The organism is Serratia sp. HMSC15F11 (genome assembly GCF_001808215.1).
GTDB lineage: Bacteria > Pseudomonadota > Gammaproteobacteria > Enterobacterales > Enterobacteriaceae > Serratia > Serratia nevei.
Window position 1 is genome coordinate 310,165 of the sequence record NZ_KV792497.1, and the last position, 15,070, is coordinate 325,234.

At 56.7% G+C, this 15,070-nt stretch carries 15 protein-coding genes; all 15 read left to right on the top strand.

The window, feature by feature from the left end; genetic code table 11:
- The first annotated feature begins 14 nt into the window (after positions 1–14).
- On the top strand, positions 15–1,361 hold the full coding sequence (gene tssK / locus HMPREF3138_RS21240) for a type VI secretion system baseplate subunit TssK (RefSeq protein ID WP_038877330.1): 1,347 nt from the start codon (positions 15–17) through the stop codon (positions 1,359–1,361).
- 21 nt (positions 1,362–1,382) lie between these two features.
- Complete coding sequence (locus HMPREF3138_RS21245; RefSeq protein WP_080213377.1) at positions 1,383–2,585, top strand: DotU family type VI secretion system protein; 1,203 nt, start codon at positions 1,383–1,385, stop codon at positions 2,583–2,585.
- Positions 2,585–6,220 (top strand): type VI secretion system membrane subunit TssM, encoded by a 3,636-nt coding sequence (gene tssM, locus HMPREF3138_RS21250; protein ID WP_038876782.1) that lies wholly within the window; start codon positions 2,585–2,587, stop codon positions 6,218–6,220. Before HMPREF3138_RS21245 ends, tssM begins: the two co-directional genes overlap by 1 nt.
- 18 nt (positions 6,221–6,238) lie before the next feature.
- Positions 6,239–6,958 (top strand): type VI secretion system-associated protein TagF, encoded by a 720-nt coding sequence (tagF, locus tag HMPREF3138_RS21255; RefSeq protein ID WP_038876781.1) that lies wholly within the window; start codon positions 6,239–6,241, stop codon positions 6,956–6,958.
- 23 nt (positions 6,959–6,981) lie between these two features.
- Positions 6,982–8,013, top strand: a complete 1,032-nt coding sequence (gene tssA / locus HMPREF3138_RS21260; protein ID WP_038876779.1) for a type VI secretion system protein TssA — start codon at positions 6,982–6,984, stop codon at positions 8,011–8,013.
- Between the two features lie 121 nt (positions 8,014–8,134).
- Positions 8,135–8,671, top strand: coding sequence for a type VI secretion system contractile sheath small subunit (tssB, locus tag HMPREF3138_RS21265; protein ID WP_038876777.1), 537 nt, complete (start codon positions 8,135–8,137; stop codon positions 8,669–8,671).
- Between the two features lie 3 nt (positions 8,672–8,674).
- Positions 8,675–10,180: a type VI secretion system contractile sheath large subunit gene (gene tssC / locus HMPREF3138_RS21270; protein ID WP_004934958.1), complete on the top strand. Its 1,506-nt coding sequence runs from the start codon at positions 8,675–8,677 to the stop codon at positions 10,178–10,180.
- A gap of 57 nt (positions 10,181–10,237) precedes the next feature.
- On the top strand, positions 10,238–10,744 hold the full coding sequence (locus tag HMPREF3138_RS25855) for a type VI secretion system amidase effector protein Tae4 (protein WP_071605363.1): 507 nt from the start codon (positions 10,238–10,240) through the stop codon (positions 10,742–10,744).
- Positions 10,741–11,181 carry a T6SS amidase immunity protein Tai4 family protein gene (locus tag HMPREF3138_RS21275; protein WP_038876774.1) on the top strand — a complete coding sequence of 147 codons (441 nt, stop codon included), beginning with the start codon at positions 10,741–10,743 and terminating at the stop codon, positions 11,179–11,181. The genes HMPREF3138_RS25855 and HMPREF3138_RS21275 overlap by 4 nt, the downstream gene beginning before the upstream one ends.
- Positions 11,182–11,375: 194 nt before the next feature.
- On the top strand, positions 11,376–11,858 hold the full coding sequence (locus tag HMPREF3138_RS21280; RefSeq protein WP_038876771.1) for an Hcp family type VI secretion system effector: 483 nt from the start codon (positions 11,376–11,378) through the stop codon (positions 11,856–11,858).
- 58 nt (positions 11,859–11,916) lie between these two features.
- Complete coding sequence (locus HMPREF3138_RS25860) at positions 11,917–12,402, top strand: type VI secretion system amidase effector protein Tae4 (RefSeq protein ID WP_071605364.1); 486 nt, start codon at positions 11,917–11,919, stop codon at positions 12,400–12,402.
- The gene (locus tag HMPREF3138_RS21285; protein WP_038876769.1) at positions 12,399–12,758 is read left to right on the top strand and encodes a T6SS amidase immunity protein Tai4 family protein; all 360 of its coding nucleotides are present in this window, start codon (positions 12,399–12,401) and stop codon (positions 12,756–12,758) included. Before HMPREF3138_RS25860 ends, HMPREF3138_RS21285 begins: the two co-directional genes overlap by 4 nt.
- 158 nt (positions 12,759–12,916) lie before the next feature.
- Positions 12,917–13,375, top strand: coding sequence for a T6SS amidase immunity protein Tai4 family protein (locus HMPREF3138_RS21290; protein WP_038877327.1), 459 nt, complete (start codon positions 12,917–12,919; stop codon positions 13,373–13,375).
- Between the two features lie 12 nt (positions 13,376–13,387).
- Positions 13,388–13,741 (top strand): T6SS amidase immunity protein Tai4 family protein, encoded by a 354-nt coding sequence (locus HMPREF3138_RS21295; RefSeq protein ID WP_223294933.1) that lies wholly within the window; start codon positions 13,388–13,390, stop codon positions 13,739–13,741.
- Between the two features lie 61 nt (positions 13,742–13,802).
- Positions 13,803–14,564 carry a DUF4225 domain-containing protein gene (locus HMPREF3138_RS21300; protein ID WP_038876766.1) on the top strand — a complete coding sequence of 254 codons (762 nt, stop codon included), beginning with the start codon at positions 13,803–13,805 and terminating at the stop codon, positions 14,562–14,564.
- The last annotated feature ends 506 nt before the right edge of the window (positions 14,565–15,070 follow it).

Here is a 15,070-nt window from a genome sequence, read left to right on the forward strand (position 1 = left end):
CTATAGGTGTGATGATGAAAGATGCTCATAAGGTTGTCTGGACTGAGGGAATGTTTTTGCGCCCTCACCATTTCCAGCAGGCGGAAAACTATCTCGAAGGCTATATACGCAACTGGGGCCAGGCCCACAGCGGCTGTTTCTGGGGGTTCCTCACCCTGGATCTGGACCAAACGCTGCTGCGCCAGGGCAAGATTGCGCTCAACGCCGCCAGCGGCATCATGCCGGACGGCACGCCGTTTCGCTTCGCCGGCGCCCGGCAGGCACCCGCACCGCTGACCATCGCCGAAAACAAGACCGGTGAAAACGTGGTGCTGGCCCTGCCGACCTATCGTGCGGGGCGTGAAGACGTGATCTTTCAGGAAAGTCCGGAGGCGCTGGCGCGCTATCTGGCTTACGAGAACGAAGTCGACGATCTCAACGCCGTCTCGGTGGGCAGCGCGGCGCTGCAGTTCGGCCGCCTGCGCCTACGGCTGATGCTGGAGAGCGAACTCAACGCCGAATGGACCGCGCTCGGCGTGACCCGCGTGCTGGAAAAACGCGGCGACAACAGCCTGCGCCTCGATACCGCACAGATCCCGCCGATGCTGAACTGCCAGGGCAACCCGGTACTGAAAACCTTCATCAACGATCTGCAGGGCCTGCTGCAACAGCGCAGCCAGCAGATGAGCCAGCGCCTGCTGCAGCCGGGCCGCGGCGGCAGTTCCGAAATGGTCGATTTCATGCTGCTGCAGCTGATCAACCGCCATCTTGGCCAGGTGAGCCACGCCTACCACCTCGACCATCTGCACCCGGAGCGCCTGTTCGCCGATTGGCTGCAGTTCGCCACCGAGCTCGCCAGCTTCTCGGCGCAGCGCACCCCGGAAGGCCGCCTGCCGGTGTATGACCACGACAACCTGGCGCTGTGCTTCGGCAAGCTGATGCTGTTGCTGCGTCAGGGGCTGTCGGTGGTGCTGGAAGACAACGCCATTCAGCTGACGCTGGTCGAACGCTCCCACGGGCTGAACGTCGCCACCGTGCAGGACGCCAAAATGATGCGCGATTTCGGCTTCGTGCTGGCGGTGCGCGCCGACGTGGCCGCCGAGGTGTTGCTGACCCATTTCCCGGCGCAGATGAAGATCGCACCGGTCACGCGCATCCGCGATTTGGTGCAGCTGCAGCTGCCGGGCATCGGTTTGCGCACCATGCCCGCCGCGCCGCGCCAGATCCCCTATCACGCCGGCTACACCTACTTCGAGCTGGAAAAAGGCGGCGACCTGTGGAAACAGATGGAAAAATCCAGCGCCTTCGCCCTGCACCTGGCCGGCGAATTCCCGGGGCTGGACATGGAATTTTGGGCGATTCGCAGCCATACGGACCGGTAACCTATGACTCAGGAAAATAGCATGGCGCCGGCGGCCAATCCGCTGGTGGACGCCGCCAACCCGCTGCTGAACGCCATTTCGCAGATCCGCCAGTCGGCCACGCACGCCAACCCGGCGCAGCTGCGCCAACAGCTGATCGACGAAATGCGCCGCTTCGAGATCCGCGGCCAACGCGCCAACCTGCCGTACGAAGTGATCATCGGCGCGCGTTATTGCCTGTGCACCGCGCTGGATGAAGCGGCGGCGCTAACCCCGTGGGGCAGCAACAGCGTGTGGTCCGGCAGCGGGCTGCTGGTGACTTTCCATAACGAAACCTGGGGCGGCGAGAAGTTTTTCCAGCTGCTGGCCAAGCTGTCGCAAAGCCCGCGCGAGCACATCAACCTGCTGGAGCTGATCAATTATTGCCTGTTGCTGGGCTTTGAAGGCCGCTACCGAGTGATGGAAAACGGCCGATCGCAGCTGGAAACCATGAAGCAGCGCCTGCTGCAGCTGATCCGGTCGGTGCGCGGCGGCTATGCCCCGCCGCTGTCGCCTCATGCGCTGGATCTGCCGGTGCAGCAGAAGCTGTGGCGCCCGCTGGTGCCGCTGTGGGCCTGCGTGGCGTTGACCGGCTTCCTGGCTTCGCTGCTGTTCATCGCCCTCAACTGGCGGCTGGGCGACAACACCAGCCCGGTGCTGGCGGCAATTTACCAAACCAATCTGCCGCAGGTGGCGATCGGTAACCCGGCGCCGGCCGCGCCGCCGACGCTGAGCCTGAAAGGCTTCCTGCGCAAAGAGATCGCCGAAGGGCTGGTGGTGGTGCGCGACGAAGCGCAGCAAAGCGTGGTGATCCTCAAAGGCGACGGGCTGTTCGACTCCGCCGCCACCACGGTGCGCGCCAACTATATTCCGGTCATCGACCGCATCGCCGCCGCCATGAACGGCGTCAGCGGCAAGATCCTGGTCACCGGCTACAGCGACAACGTGCCGATCCGCAGCGCCCGTTTTGCCTCCAACTGGGAGCTGTCGCTGGCGCGCGCCGAAGCGGTCAGCGCCCGCTTGCAAAAGCACCTCGCCAACCCGCAGCGGGTCAAGGCCGAGGGCCGCGGCGAAAGCAACCCCGTCGCGCCGAACGATAACAAAGTGAACCGCGCGTTGAACCGCCGGGTAGAAATTACGCTGTTGGTCGCCCCGGAAAATACCCAGGCGGAAATCAACGGCTTGCCGCAAGGAACCGGAAAGTAATGCTCAGTACGTTATTCTCCATCATCACCAGCCGCCTGCTGTGGGGCTTTGTCGGCATCACCGCGCTGGCGTTCATCATCTGGATGATCGGCCCGCTGGTGGCCATCGGCGACTATCGCCCGCTGGAGCCGGAACTCAACCGCCAGATCGCCATCGGCGTTATCTACCTGATCTGGTTCCTGTGCCGCCTGATCCCGCGCCTTTACAGCGCCTGGTTCAACAGCCGTTTGCTAAGCAACCTGCGCGCCGCCGAAGCAGTACCGGCGGAAGACGGCAAGCCCGAGATTAAACAAGACGAACAGCTGGCGCAGCGCTTCGACGAAGCGACGCAGCTGCTGAAGAAGGCGCGCTTCGCACCGGGCCAGGAGGGCGGCAAGCACCGCTGGATGACCCGCTTTAGCCGCCAATACCTGTACCAGCTGCCGTGGTATGTGATCATCGGCGCGCCCGGCGCCGGCAAGACCACCGCGCTGGTCAATTCCGGCCTGCACTTCCCGCTGGCGGATCGCTTCGGCAAAACCGCGCTGCGCGGCGTGGGCGGCACCCGCAACTGCGACTGGTGGTTTACCAACGACGCCGTGCTGCTCGACACCGCCGGCCGCTATACCACCCAGGAAAGCCAGCGCGAAGAAGATGCCGGCGAATGGCAAAGCTTCGTCGCGCTGCTGAAAAAATACCGCACCCGCCAGCCGATCAACGGCGTGATGGTCACCATCAGCGTCGCCGATCTGTTGAGCGACAGCGCCGAAGCGCGCGCCGCCCAGGCCAGCGCGCTGCGCAAACGCCTGATCGAACTGCACGAACAGCTGGGCATTCACTTCCCGGTCTATGTGCTGGTGACCAAAACCGACCTGCTCAACGGCTTTATGGCCTATTTCGGCAGCTTCGACAAAGCGCAGCGCGACCAGATCTGGGGATTCACCTTCCCTTACGAACGCTCGCGGCAGCCGGACTTCAATCTGAACGCCGCTTTCGAACAACAATACGCCCTGCTGCAACAGCGCCTGGACGCGGCGCTGCCGGATACGCTGCTGATGGAACACGACGCGCGCCAGCGCGCCGAAAGTTACCTGTTCCCGCAGGAGTTCGCCGCGCTGCGCCCGCTGCTGGGCCAATACCTGGAACAGGTGTTCGCCACCTCCAGTTTTGAAACCCGCTTTACCCCGCGCGGTATCTATTTCACCAGCGGCACGCAGGAAGGTCTGCCGTTCGACCGGGTGATGGGCGAGCTGAACCGCTACCTGCAGCTGCCAACGGCAAACTCAGGGGCGCAGGCCAACGCGGCCTGGGACAGCGTGGGCCAGGAAGCGCCGATCCCGGCGGCCAAAGGCCAAAGCTTCTTCCTGAAAGAGACGCTGGAATCGGTGGTCTTCCAGGAGTCCGGGCTGGCGGGCAGCAACCGCTGGTGGGAATACCGCAATCGCGCCCTGCACTGGGCGGGTTACATCGCGCTGGCGGTGATCCTGGCAGTGCTGGCGATGCTCTGGTTCACCAGCTACGGCAACAACAAGGCCTATCTGGCGGAAGTGGCCGCCAAGGTGCCCGGCGTCGAGCGCCAGGGGCAAAACCTGACGCAGTTGGGTAACGGCGACATGTTCTCGCTGCTGCCGTTCCTCAATAGCCTGCTGCACCTGCCGGACAGCCAGAACTTTTCGCCGGACGATCCGCCGTTCACCTACCGCATGGGGCTGTTCCGCGGCGATCAGGTGGGCGACGCCGGCAATGCGCTGTACCAAAAAGCGCTGAAAGAGCTGCTGCTGCCGCAGGTGGCGCAACAGATCGCCACCACGCTGCGCAACGACAACCACGGCGATGCGGACTTCAGCTACGAAGCGCTGAAGGCCTATCAGATGCTGTATCTGCCAAAGCAGTACGACGGCAAATTCCTGCGCGCCTGGGTGATGCTCAACCTGCAGCGCAACCTGCCGCAGGGCAGCACGCAGAAACAGCTGCAGCAGATCGAATGGCACCTGAGCCAGCTGCTGGATACGCAGATCCAGGCCTCGCCTTACGCCAAAGACGAACAGTGGGTGGCGCAGGCGCAGGCCGCCATCAATCGGGCGCCGCTGTCGCAGCGCGTCTATGGCCGCCTCAAACGTCTGCTGCTGAAACAGACCGACATCAAGCCGGTCAGCCTGGTCGATTTGGCCGGCCCGCAAACCGAGCTGGCGTTCAGCCGCAAAAGCGGCAAACCGGTCACCGACGGTGTGCCGGGCCTGTTCACCTCACAAGGGTACTGGAAAGCGTTCAGTGACAACATCGACCCGGTGACCGACACGCTGCGCAAAGAAGACGTCTGGGTGTTGAACAGCCCGACGCCGGAGCAGAAAAGCGCCGATCTGACCAAAACCATCCGCCAGCTGTACATGCAGGACTTTATCAGCGCCTGGGATGAGCTGCTGGGCGATATCCAACTGGCCAACATCGGCAACCTGACCCAGCGCATCAGCAGCGCGCGCCTGCTGTCCGGCAATCCGTCGCCGATGCGTAACCTGCTGGTCAACGTCAGCAAAAACGTCACCCTGCGCGACGAGAAAAGCGACGCCGATTCCCGCTCGCTGCTGGCCAAAACCGAAGACAGGCTGAACCAAAACGCCAACCGCACGCTGGAGGCGTTGTTCACCAACCGGCCGGCCAGCGCCGACGGCGACGTGTCGGCCCAGCCGGAACAGCTGGTGATGGCGCACTTCGCGCCGCTGCTGGAGCTGGCGCAAAGCCAGGGCGAAGGCAATAAGGCGATCCCTTTCGACAGCGTGCTGAAGCAGGTCGATGAGCTGTACAGCTATCTGACGGCGGTACAGGGCGCGGCCAACAGCGGCATGTCGGCGCCGCCGAGCGACATCATCCCGCGTCTGCAGGCCGAATCCGGCCGTTTGCCGGTGCCGTTCAAACAGATGCTGCTGTCGCTGGCGATCGGCGCCAGCAGCGACACCCAGCGTAAAGAGATGGAGAACGTGAAAAAGCGTATCAGCTTCGAAGTCGGCAGCTTCTGCCGCCAGGCGATCGCCGGCCGTTATCCGCTGGTGGCCCGGGCGCGCCAGGACGTGACGCCGGACGATCTGGCACGCATGTTCGCGCCGAACAGCGGGCTGATGGACAGCTTCTTCCGCGACAATCTGCAGGGCAAGGTCGACACCACCCGCGCCAACTGGCGCTTTACCCCCGGCGTGGACGGCAAGACGCTGCCCGGCGGCGAAGGCATCCTGCGTTCGTTCCAGCAGGCGCAGCGCATCCGCGACGCCTTCTTCGCCAACGGTACCGCGACGCCCTCGTACCGCGTGACCGTGCGGCCGGTACGGATGGATAACGATATCCTCAACCTGACGCTGGATATCGACGGCCAGCTGTTCAAATACAGCCATGGTCCACAGGTGCCGCTGGTGGTCAGCTGGCCGGGCACCCGCAATACCAACCAGGTGCATTTGCAGCTGGCGCTGGCCAACGGCACCACCGCCAGCCTGGTGACCAGCGGGCCATGGGCGCTGAACCGCCTGGTGGACATGGCGCAATCCTCGGGCACCGGCGGCCTCGGCCGCCAGGCGACGTTCAACCTCGACGGCCATCGCGTCACGCTGGAGTTCACGCCCAACAGCATCCGCAATCCGTTCCAACTGCCGGCCTTCTCGTGCCCGTAGCCCCGAAAGGACATGATCATGAGCACTGATTCAAGCGCCCCGACGAGCCTCGGCTGGTACGGCAAACTTCCTTCCGCCGGCGATTTTCTGCAGCGCCGCCTGCCCGATCCGGTGGTCAACAACTGGGCCCACTGGTTCCATAACGGGCTGGTGAATTTGCAGCGCGATGCGCAGGGGCCAAACGGCCACCCGTTCAGCAACGCACCGGTGTGGAACTTCGTGATCCCCGCCACGCTCGGCAGCCCGTACGTGCAGATGGGCTGCCTGTTGCCGGCGCGCGATCGCGTCGGGCGGCGCTACCCGATCTGCGCGCTGCGCCTGTTCAGCCTGCAAGAATGGCGCCCGCAACAGCTGAACATGGCGGCGAGCTGGTACCAGCAACTCGGCCATACCCTGCTGAACGGCGTGCGCAACGGCTTCTCCGCCGAACAGATCGACCGCACGCTGCAGGCAATCCCGGCGCTGCCCAGCCCGCCGGCGGAAGCGGATTCCGAGATATTGTCGATTATCGGTTTTCAGCATCCGGACGTGCCGGGTCTCGGCTGGCAACAGGCCGCCGACTGTTTCGACCCGGCGCAGTACACCAGCTTCTGGTGGACCAATCAGGCCGACGGACACCCGCTCTACACTCACGTACACAGCGGCAACCTCACCGTGCAGCTGTTTTCACTGCTGTTCGAGCCCAACGGCTGGGCACGCCCCGGCCGCGGCGGCCAGTACCCGCAAATGTTTGATTAACATCGTTCGTTGAAGGAAATTCTATGGCTATCGACACCGATACCCTGCTGGCCCCGGTTGACGCGGACAATCCCTGCGGCGACAACCTGGAATACGACGCCGACTTTCTGGCCATGGCGCGCGCCGCCACCGGCAAAGCCGAACAGCAGTTCGGCAGCACCATCATTCCGGAAGAAGCGCCGGATTGGGTGCAGGTCGAACGCCTCGCGACCTCGCTGCTGGCGCGCACCAAAGACCTGCGCGTCATGCTGTATCTCACCCGCGCCTGGACCCAGCTGCGCGGGTTGCCGGGCTACGCCGACGGGCTGACGCTGATCCACCAGTCGATACTCCGTTACTGGGATGCTCTGCAACCGGCATTGGAGTTCGACGGCGAAGCCGACCCGCTGTTTCGCATCAATGCGCTGGCCGACCTTGGCGACAAAGCCGCGCTGGCCGCCAGCGTGCGCACCGCGCCGCTGCTGAAAAGCGCCGCCGGTGAAATCTCGCTGCGCGATGCCGGCGCCCTGCTCGACGGCAGCAAGCAAGAGTGCCCCAACTTTCCCGGCGGCCGCGCACGGCTGCAGGATGAGCTGGCGCAGCAGGGCCGCCCCGAAGGCGCACTGGTGACGCACATTGCCAATACCCTGGGCGCCATTCGCAGTGAAGTGACCCGCCATCTGGGGGAAAGCGCCCTGCCGGAAATGGGCGCGCTGACCAAGGTATTTTCCCTGGTGGCGCTCGCCGGCCAGAGCGATGCCCCGGCCGCCGCCGAACCCGACGCCCCGCCGGAAACCGCCGCCCTGCAACAACCGGCTGCGATGCAAAACGCCACGGCACCGCTCAACTGGCGCAGCGCGCAGATCCAGTCGCGCGACGACGCCCAGCTGATGCTGGACAAGGTGAAAAACTATTTTCGTCTTCATGAGCCGAGCCACCCGGCGCCGCTGATGATCGATCGGGTCCAGCGGCTGATTACGCTGGACTTTATGCAAATCGTCCGCGATTTGGCGCCCGATGGGCTTAACCAACTGGAGACCATTCTCGGTCGCCCCGACCACGAGGAGAACAGCTAGCCGCCGACCTTTGTTCTCTTGACGCATCCGATACCGTCTGCCCCGGCGCAGACCCGAATCAGAACCTGACTCTCCCAGCCGGACGAGGCGCGTTCCCAATCGCCATTAGATGGAGTAAATCATGTCAAACTCGAAATCCCGCAGCGGGCAGAAATTCATCGCCCGCAACCGCGCGCCGCGCGTACAGATTGAATACGATGTCGAAATTTATGGCGCAGAGCGCAAAATCCAGCTGCCGTTCGTGATGGGCGTGATGGCAGATCTGGTGGGGAAAGCGGTCGATCCGCAAGCCAGCGTGGAAGAACGCAAGTTCATGGAGATCGATGTCGACAACTTCGACGAGCGCATGAAATCGCTGAAGCCGCGCGTCGCTTATCAGGTCGATAACACCCTGACCGGCGAAGGCAAGCTGAACATCGATCTGACCTTCGAAAGCATGGAAGACTTCTCCCCTGCCGCTATCGCCCGCAAGGTCGACGCGCTGGGCAATCTGCTGGACGCCCGCACCCAGCTTTCCAACCTGCTGTCTTATATGGACGGCAAGAACGGCGCCGAAGAGCTGATCTCCAAGATCCTGCAAAACCCGGCGCTGCTGCAATCCCTGACCGACGCGCCGAAGCCGGCGGTTAACGACGACAACAACGAGCGTGAGGATTAATCGATGAGCAACTCGCCTCAGCAACAAAATGCGTTGCAGACTACCGAGACTTTTTCCAGCGATGAATTCAGCGCGCTGTTGAACAAAGAGTTCCGGCCGAAGACCGATCAGGCCAAAGAAGCGGTCGAGAACGCGGTGAAAACCCTGGCGCAACAGGCGCTGGAAAACACCGTCACCGTCTCTTCCGACGCCTACCGCACTATCCAGGCGCTGATCGCGGAAATCGACGAAAAGCTGTCGCAGCAGATCAACCAGATCATTCACCACGACGACTTCCAGAAGCTGGAAGGCGCCTGGCACGGCCTGCATTATCTGGTCAACAACTCCGAAACCGACGAGATGCTGAAGATCCGCTTTATGAGCATTTCCAAACAGGAGCTGGGCCGCACGCTGAAGCGCTATAAAGGCGTGGGCTGGGACCAGAGCCCGATCTTCAAGAAAATCTACGAAGAAGAGTATGGCCAGTTCGGCGGCGAGCCGTTCGGCTGCCTGGTGGGCGACTACTACTTCGATCACAGCCCGCAGGACGTGGAGCTGCTGGGCGAAATGGCCAAGATCGGCGCCGCCTCGCACTGCCCGTTCATCGCCGGCACCGCGCCAAGCGTGATGCAGATGGAGTCCTGGCAGGAGCTGTCCAACCCGCGCGATCTGACCAAGATTTTCCAGAACACCGAGTACGCCGCCTGGCGCAGCCTGCGCGAATCGGAAGACGCGCGCTACCTGGGCCTGGTGATGCCGCGCTTCCTGGCGCGCCTGCCGTACGGCATCCGCACCAACCCGGTGGACGAGTTTGACTTCGAAGAAGATACCGACGGCGCGACCCACGGCAACTACACCTGGACCAACGCCGCCTACGCCATGGCCGCCAACATCAACCGTTCGTTCAAAGAGTTCGGCTGGTGCACCGCCATTCGCGGAGTGGAATCCGGCGGCGCGGTGGAAAACCTGCCGTGCCACACCTTCCCGAGCGACGACGGCGGCGTGGACATGAAGTGCCCGACCGAGATCGCCATCAGCGATCGTCGCGAAGCCGAGCTGGCCAAAAACGGCTTTATGCCGCTGGTGCACCGCAAAAACTCCGACTTCGCCGCCTTTATCGGCGCGCAGTCGCTGCAGAAGCCGGCGGAATACTACGACGCCGACGCCTCCGCCAACGCCCAGCTTTCCGCGCGCCTGCCGTACCTGTTCGCCTGCTGCCGCTTCGCGCACTACCTGAAGTGCATCGTGCGCGACAAAATTGGCTCCTTCCGCGAGCGCGACGACATGGAACGCTGGCTGAACGACTGGATCATGAACTACGTGGACGGCGATCCGGCCAACTCATCGCAGGAAACCAAGTCGCGCAAACCGCTGGCCGCGGCGGAAGTGCAGGTGGAAGAGATCGAAGACAACCCGGGCTACTACAGCGCCAAGTTCTTCCTGCGCCCGCACTACCAGCTGGAAGGCCTGACCGTCTCCCTGCGCCTGGTGTCGAAGCTGCCTTCGCTGAAGCAAAACGACGCGTCCTGATGGACTGGAGTCAGGCCGCGATCGCGCGGCCTGATAAATAAAACATGGAGGTAAATCATGGGAACAAGACCCCGTTTTCTGGCTGCCTGGACTGCGGCTAAAAATATTTATGACCCAAACGATCCTCTGGGAAAAGTTAAAAATACGATTGGCGGTGCCGTAAAACGAAACTTTGAGATACCCGCCGAATCAGGTGGCTGGGAAAACAGCTGTGCTGTAAGGATGAGTTACGTGCTCAATTACACAGGCCATCCAGTTCCCAGAATAGGTCAGTTAACCGTCTCAGGCGCAGATAAAAAATGGTACTTTTTCCGCGTGCGGGATTTGATTCCCTACCTGACTAAAACGTGGGGAAAACCTGACATGATTGTTAATTACCCTCAATTACCTGTTACGCAACTGGCCAACAAAAAAGGATTAATACTTTTTGAAGTATCAGGTTGGGGAAATGCGGGCGGGCACGCCACTTTCTGGAACGGAAACAGTTGTTCAGATCATTGCTATTTCAATGAGCCCGGAACCAATTACTCTACTCCGCGAGCCAATTTTTGGGAGTTGCCATGAACAAGTTAATCACAATCGGATTGGCAACTACCTTGTTGGGGCTCTCGCAGTCATCGCTCGCCAAGGACATTCAAGATCCGGTGGCATTTATCAAACAGATGCCTTATCACCAGGTCGTAAAAGAACTGGCATTGTCACGCTGCCTGGCACAGGTCTCCGATTCGGATAAAGCGTTCTCTCTTGATGCAGCCAGAACGGCGAATGCGATGAGAGAATGGATGCCATTCGATATCGAATCAGGTGATGAGAAAATCAATGCTCTCATCGGCAAATATAAATCCAGAGTCAATGAGTTTCACAGTGAAACCAAAGGCAAGAGTCAAGGTGTCACCTTAAACTGCCTGCGGTTGTACCATAGTCCGGAATTGGACAAGCTTTCCCGACAGCTCATTGCAGGCAATCCAGATCGCACGTGGAATCAAGATAACGCGAAATAATTAAGCATTGAGCCATTAGCACTTAATAGTGGCTCGGTAACCCGTACCGATAGTTTTCGGTATTTAAGAAGGTGCATGGCACAAGGATATAAATTGGTAATGCATTACCACACTTGCAATTCCTGCTGCTATTACCTGAGTTTTCAACGTAACGTTAATACTACTGTTAACCCTTAATAAAGAGTGAAGAAACTATGGCTATTGATATGTTCCTGAAAGTTGAAGGTGCCAGCGGCGAATCCAAAGATTCGAATCACAAAGGCTGGACCGACATTACTTCTTTCTCCTGGGGCGCTTCTCAACCGGGCAATATGGGCGTTGGCGGCGGCGGTGGCGCCGGCAAAGTGTGCTTCAACGATCTGCACGTCAACGCGCTGATCGACAAGTCAACCCCGGCCTTGCTGAAACACTGCTCAAGCGGCAAACACCTGACCAAGATTGAGCTGTCGGTTTGTAAGGCGGGCGGTAGCCAGGTTGAATACGCAAAAATCACCCTGGAAGACGTGCTGGTCACCGCCGTGCAGTACACAGGCGCAGGCGGCGAAGACACCGTTGGCGTCACCTATTCCTTCCAGGCGGCGAAAGTGAAACAGCAATACTGGGAGCAGAGCGACAAAGGCGGCAAAGGCGCCGAAAGCAGCGCAGGTTGGAACATCAAAGAAAACCGCGAAGCTTAATCTGCATGCCCCCGGCTACGGCCGGGGGTTCATAACATGGATACAATGGAGAGTCAGGATGAAAAAACCTCTATTTGGGCCCGCATGGATTCGTTTTTCTGAAGTCAATGTCAATGTAAAAAAAGTGGGTGCATTGATTGGTGGAAAAGTAGAAAGCAATATTGAAAACGGTATTTTTGAAAATGCTTGTCCTATACGAATGAGTTATGTACTCAACTATACAGGCATACCAATTCCCTCTAACTCCGGTTATGCGACTGTGTCTGGTAAAGATAAAAAATGGTATCTTTATCGTGTTAACGATATGATTCTCTTTTTAGAAAAGAACTTCGGCAAGCCTGATATCACGGTGAAATCCCCTACCCCAGCTAAATTTTCAGGTAAAAAAGGGATAATGGTTATACAAGGAAATGGCTGGCGAAATGCCAGAGGACATGTCACATTATGGAACGGTGACATTTGCTCTGACTCTTGTCATTTCATGGGGGATCCTGAGAATGGATCTTTTGTTCCTGAAGTCGCATCACTTTGGATATTAAAATGAAGACTACCCACATCGCCCTTGCTCTTCTTCTCGTTTCTCCTATGTTGCTGGCGGAAGATATAAAAATAGAAAACTTACCTCAAAGCGAAATTTATGAAAATTGGCTGATTAGCCGCTGTATTGGGAAGTCTACTGACTCAGAAAAAACCAAGCAAGATGCCTTCCGTTCCGCTTCCGCCTATTTAGAATTCAGTAAACTCCCCATGGATGCATTCGAACAAGGCGAAAAACTGGCTGAACAGTACGCAAATAAAAATAGTCAAGGCTCAGTTAAAGGAAGTTTTCATACTTTAGATTGCCTTTCGCTGCAGAGTTCCAGTGAGGCTAAAGCCATCTTCGAACGTTACTCTAATTAATAATTAATATTGTAAGTTGCAATTTTATAAAACCATCAATTTAAGCAAATTAGAGTTTTATTAATTATTTTCACTGGGCATTAACCATCAAGCATTGAGATACTCATGCGCTGGTTATGTATTACTCTGCACAAACCATACGGATTTGGAGTGTTGAGATGAAAAAAATCCTTATCTCCTTTTTTTGTCTATATGCCACTTGTGCTATAGCACAGAAAAATCAAGAAGAACCGATTGAAAAGTGGCCACCGCAGGCAGCATACAGAAACTATTTGCAAAACTATAAAGATATCGCTCTAACCTACTGCATTTCAGTCGCTTATAAGACATCACCTGAAGCCAGCAAAGATGCAATTGCCTCATCGAATGGAATCGATGCTTGGTCATACTATGCAATTCGTGATGAAGAATCCCCTATCATTGCGCTGACAAAACAGTACTTGCAAAAGAATTACATTGCTCAGGACGGAAAAAGCCGCTTAGACTTAATGAAGTGCATGGATATGTACCATAGTGAAGATCTTGACAAACTTGCGAAAGACTATGTACAGCATCCTAATGATAATTGGGTGAAAGACAATCTGGATAGAGTAAATGAAAATCATCCTCGGAAATAATCAGTGCAAAAAATCTCACTCACTGTGGCCATCGCCGCAACGTTGAACGCTAATGCAGTGACAAAAATTGACTATTCCCCTGCCGAGTACCTCAGAAACTACGCGCTTAGCGTTTGTATCGCCGAGGGGTACTCCGCAAAAGAAGTCAAAAACGATGCCGCGGCCGCCGCTCGGGGTTACATGGAGTTCGGCGATTATTCTCTGGAAGCGCATACCGCCGTCAGGGCGCTGGCAAAAGAATTTCTGGCAAAGCCCTATGACAGCATGTCTGGGGAGCCGATGACGATGGCCAAGTGCATCGATCTTGTACACAGCCAAGAGCTGCAAGCCATCATCAAGAAATACCAAGGGAAAGGCGATAACTGAGAGTAAATCCGTATCCCTTCACAGGGTAAATGTTGGTATAAAGAATAGGAAAGGAATCCTTATGCAATACAAAACAAAAGCAGATCTGGATAGATCTATCGATGAACTCAAAAAACTATCAAGAACGTTTTCACGACAGTATCTATACACTAACGAATCCAGAGCTAATTTCTCACTGGAAATAGACCAACTTATTCAGTTTGCAAAAAGGGATATCAGTATACACTGCACATCCTACGCTGGGGCAATCAGTATAATCGAAGAGGAAATCCACAACCTCAAACAACAAGAATTCAACATTAATACAGGTAAAGCCAAGCTCTTTGTCGCAATAGAAAAAGAAAAAAGAGAAAGATTTTCAAACCTGGTGATGAAACAAGTTGGTTTTGTCAGTGGCGGCTCTCAGATATTTGCCGGAATCGGAACCTGTGCACTTTCTGCAGGCATGGCCTGCGGGGGCGTTGGCGTACCGTTAATGGCTCAAGGAGCAAATAATGTTTACGAAAGTGGCTATTATTTACTTTTCAGAAAAGATAAGGTTGGCAGTATAAGAGAGGCATACCACTACGCGGCTAACTATCTAGGCTATAATAAAAATGAAGCTGACATCGTTTATAGTTCCGTTGACATCTCACTATCTGGGTACGGTATATTTAGCAAGTCATTAAGACCTGACTCTTGGCGGTTGTTTAAACACATAAATAACGATTATATTATTGGATGGAAAAAGCTTGGCACGGTTCCATTAGGCACCGAGGTTTTTTCCAATGCCATAACCGGCTATGGAATTTACAAATTAATCGATGAGGAAACAAAACAGTGAGCGATGACGTCACGCTTTCCACCTACTCTTACTCATTTGTGTTTTTATACTTTTTCCTGTCAGTTGTAGTTTTTGTCGGGCTGTATCACCTAAAACAGAAAGTTAACAATAAAAAATCTTACTCTCTTTTTGTGATAGTTACCATAGTAAATCTATTTGCAAGCATCACCCAAGGTTTAATATTTAACTATGGTTCTGAGATACTGGATTCGATGCTCAATATAAAATTCCAAGATTATGACGAGGTATGGTACGCCAGTATTATATTCGCCCTAATTTACTTGTCTCAACTACCGACTAATCTCTATTACAAGAGAAAGGGTAAGAATAATGATAGCAATAGCAAAGGCATCACCTGACACATACAGCATCACGTTATTACATTGAAGTTTTCGACCATATAATGCGTTAACCAAAAAAAATTTAGTCACTCACGTTCAAAGATCTCTCTTAGGAAAGAAATAAAGTCGAACTCATCCCGTTATTGAGTTCCACTGTCTAGCCAT

Excerpts from the sequence above, each read along its gene's own strand:
- tssK (WP_038877330.1), top strand. The coding sequence starts at position 15 with ATGAAAGATGCTCATAAGGTTGTCTGGACTGAGGGAATGTTTTTGCGC.
- HMPREF3138_RS21285 (WP_038876769.1), top strand. The coding sequence starts at position 12,399 with ATGAAGACTACCCACATCGCCCTTGCTCTTCTTCTCGTTTCTCCTATG.
- tssA (WP_038876779.1), top strand. The coding sequence starts at position 6,982 with ATGGCTATCGACACCGATACCCTGCTGGCCCCGGTTGACGCGGACAAT.
- HMPREF3138_RS25860 (WP_071605364.1), top strand. The coding sequence starts at position 11,917 with ATGAAAAAACCTCTATTTGGGCCCGCATGGATTCGTTTTTCTGAAGTC.
- tssB (WP_038876777.1), top strand. The coding sequence starts at position 8,135 with ATGTCAAACTCGAAATCCCGCAGCGGGCAGAAATTCATCGCCCGCAAC.
- HMPREF3138_RS21245 (WP_080213377.1), top strand. The coding sequence starts at position 1,383 with ATGGCGCCGGCGGCCAATCCGCTGGTGGACGCCGCCAACCCGCTGCTG.
- HMPREF3138_RS21275 (WP_038876774.1), top strand. The coding sequence starts at position 10,741 with ATGAACAAGTTAATCACAATCGGATTGGCAACTACCTTGTTGGGGCTC.
- HMPREF3138_RS21300 (WP_038876766.1), top strand. The coding sequence starts at position 13,803 with ATGCAATACAAAACAAAAGCAGATCTGGATAGATCTATCGATGAACTC.
- tagF (WP_038876781.1), top strand. The coding sequence starts at position 6,239 with ATGAGCACTGATTCAAGCGCCCCGACGAGCCTCGGCTGGTACGGCAAA.
- tssM (WP_038876782.1), top strand. The coding sequence starts at position 2,585 with ATGCTCAGTACGTTATTCTCCATCATCACCAGCCGCCTGCTGTGGGGC.
- HMPREF3138_RS25855 (WP_071605363.1), top strand. The coding sequence starts at position 10,238 with ATGGGAACAAGACCCCGTTTTCTGGCTGCCTGGACTGCGGCTAAAAAT.
- HMPREF3138_RS21290 (WP_038877327.1), top strand. The coding sequence starts at position 12,917 with ATGAAAAAAATCCTTATCTCCTTTTTTTGTCTATATGCCACTTGTGCT.
- HMPREF3138_RS21280 (WP_038876771.1), top strand. The coding sequence starts at position 11,376 with ATGGCTATTGATATGTTCCTGAAAGTTGAAGGTGCCAGCGGCGAATCC.
- tssC (WP_004934958.1), top strand. The coding sequence starts at position 8,675 with ATGAGCAACTCGCCTCAGCAACAAAATGCGTTGCAGACTACCGAGACT.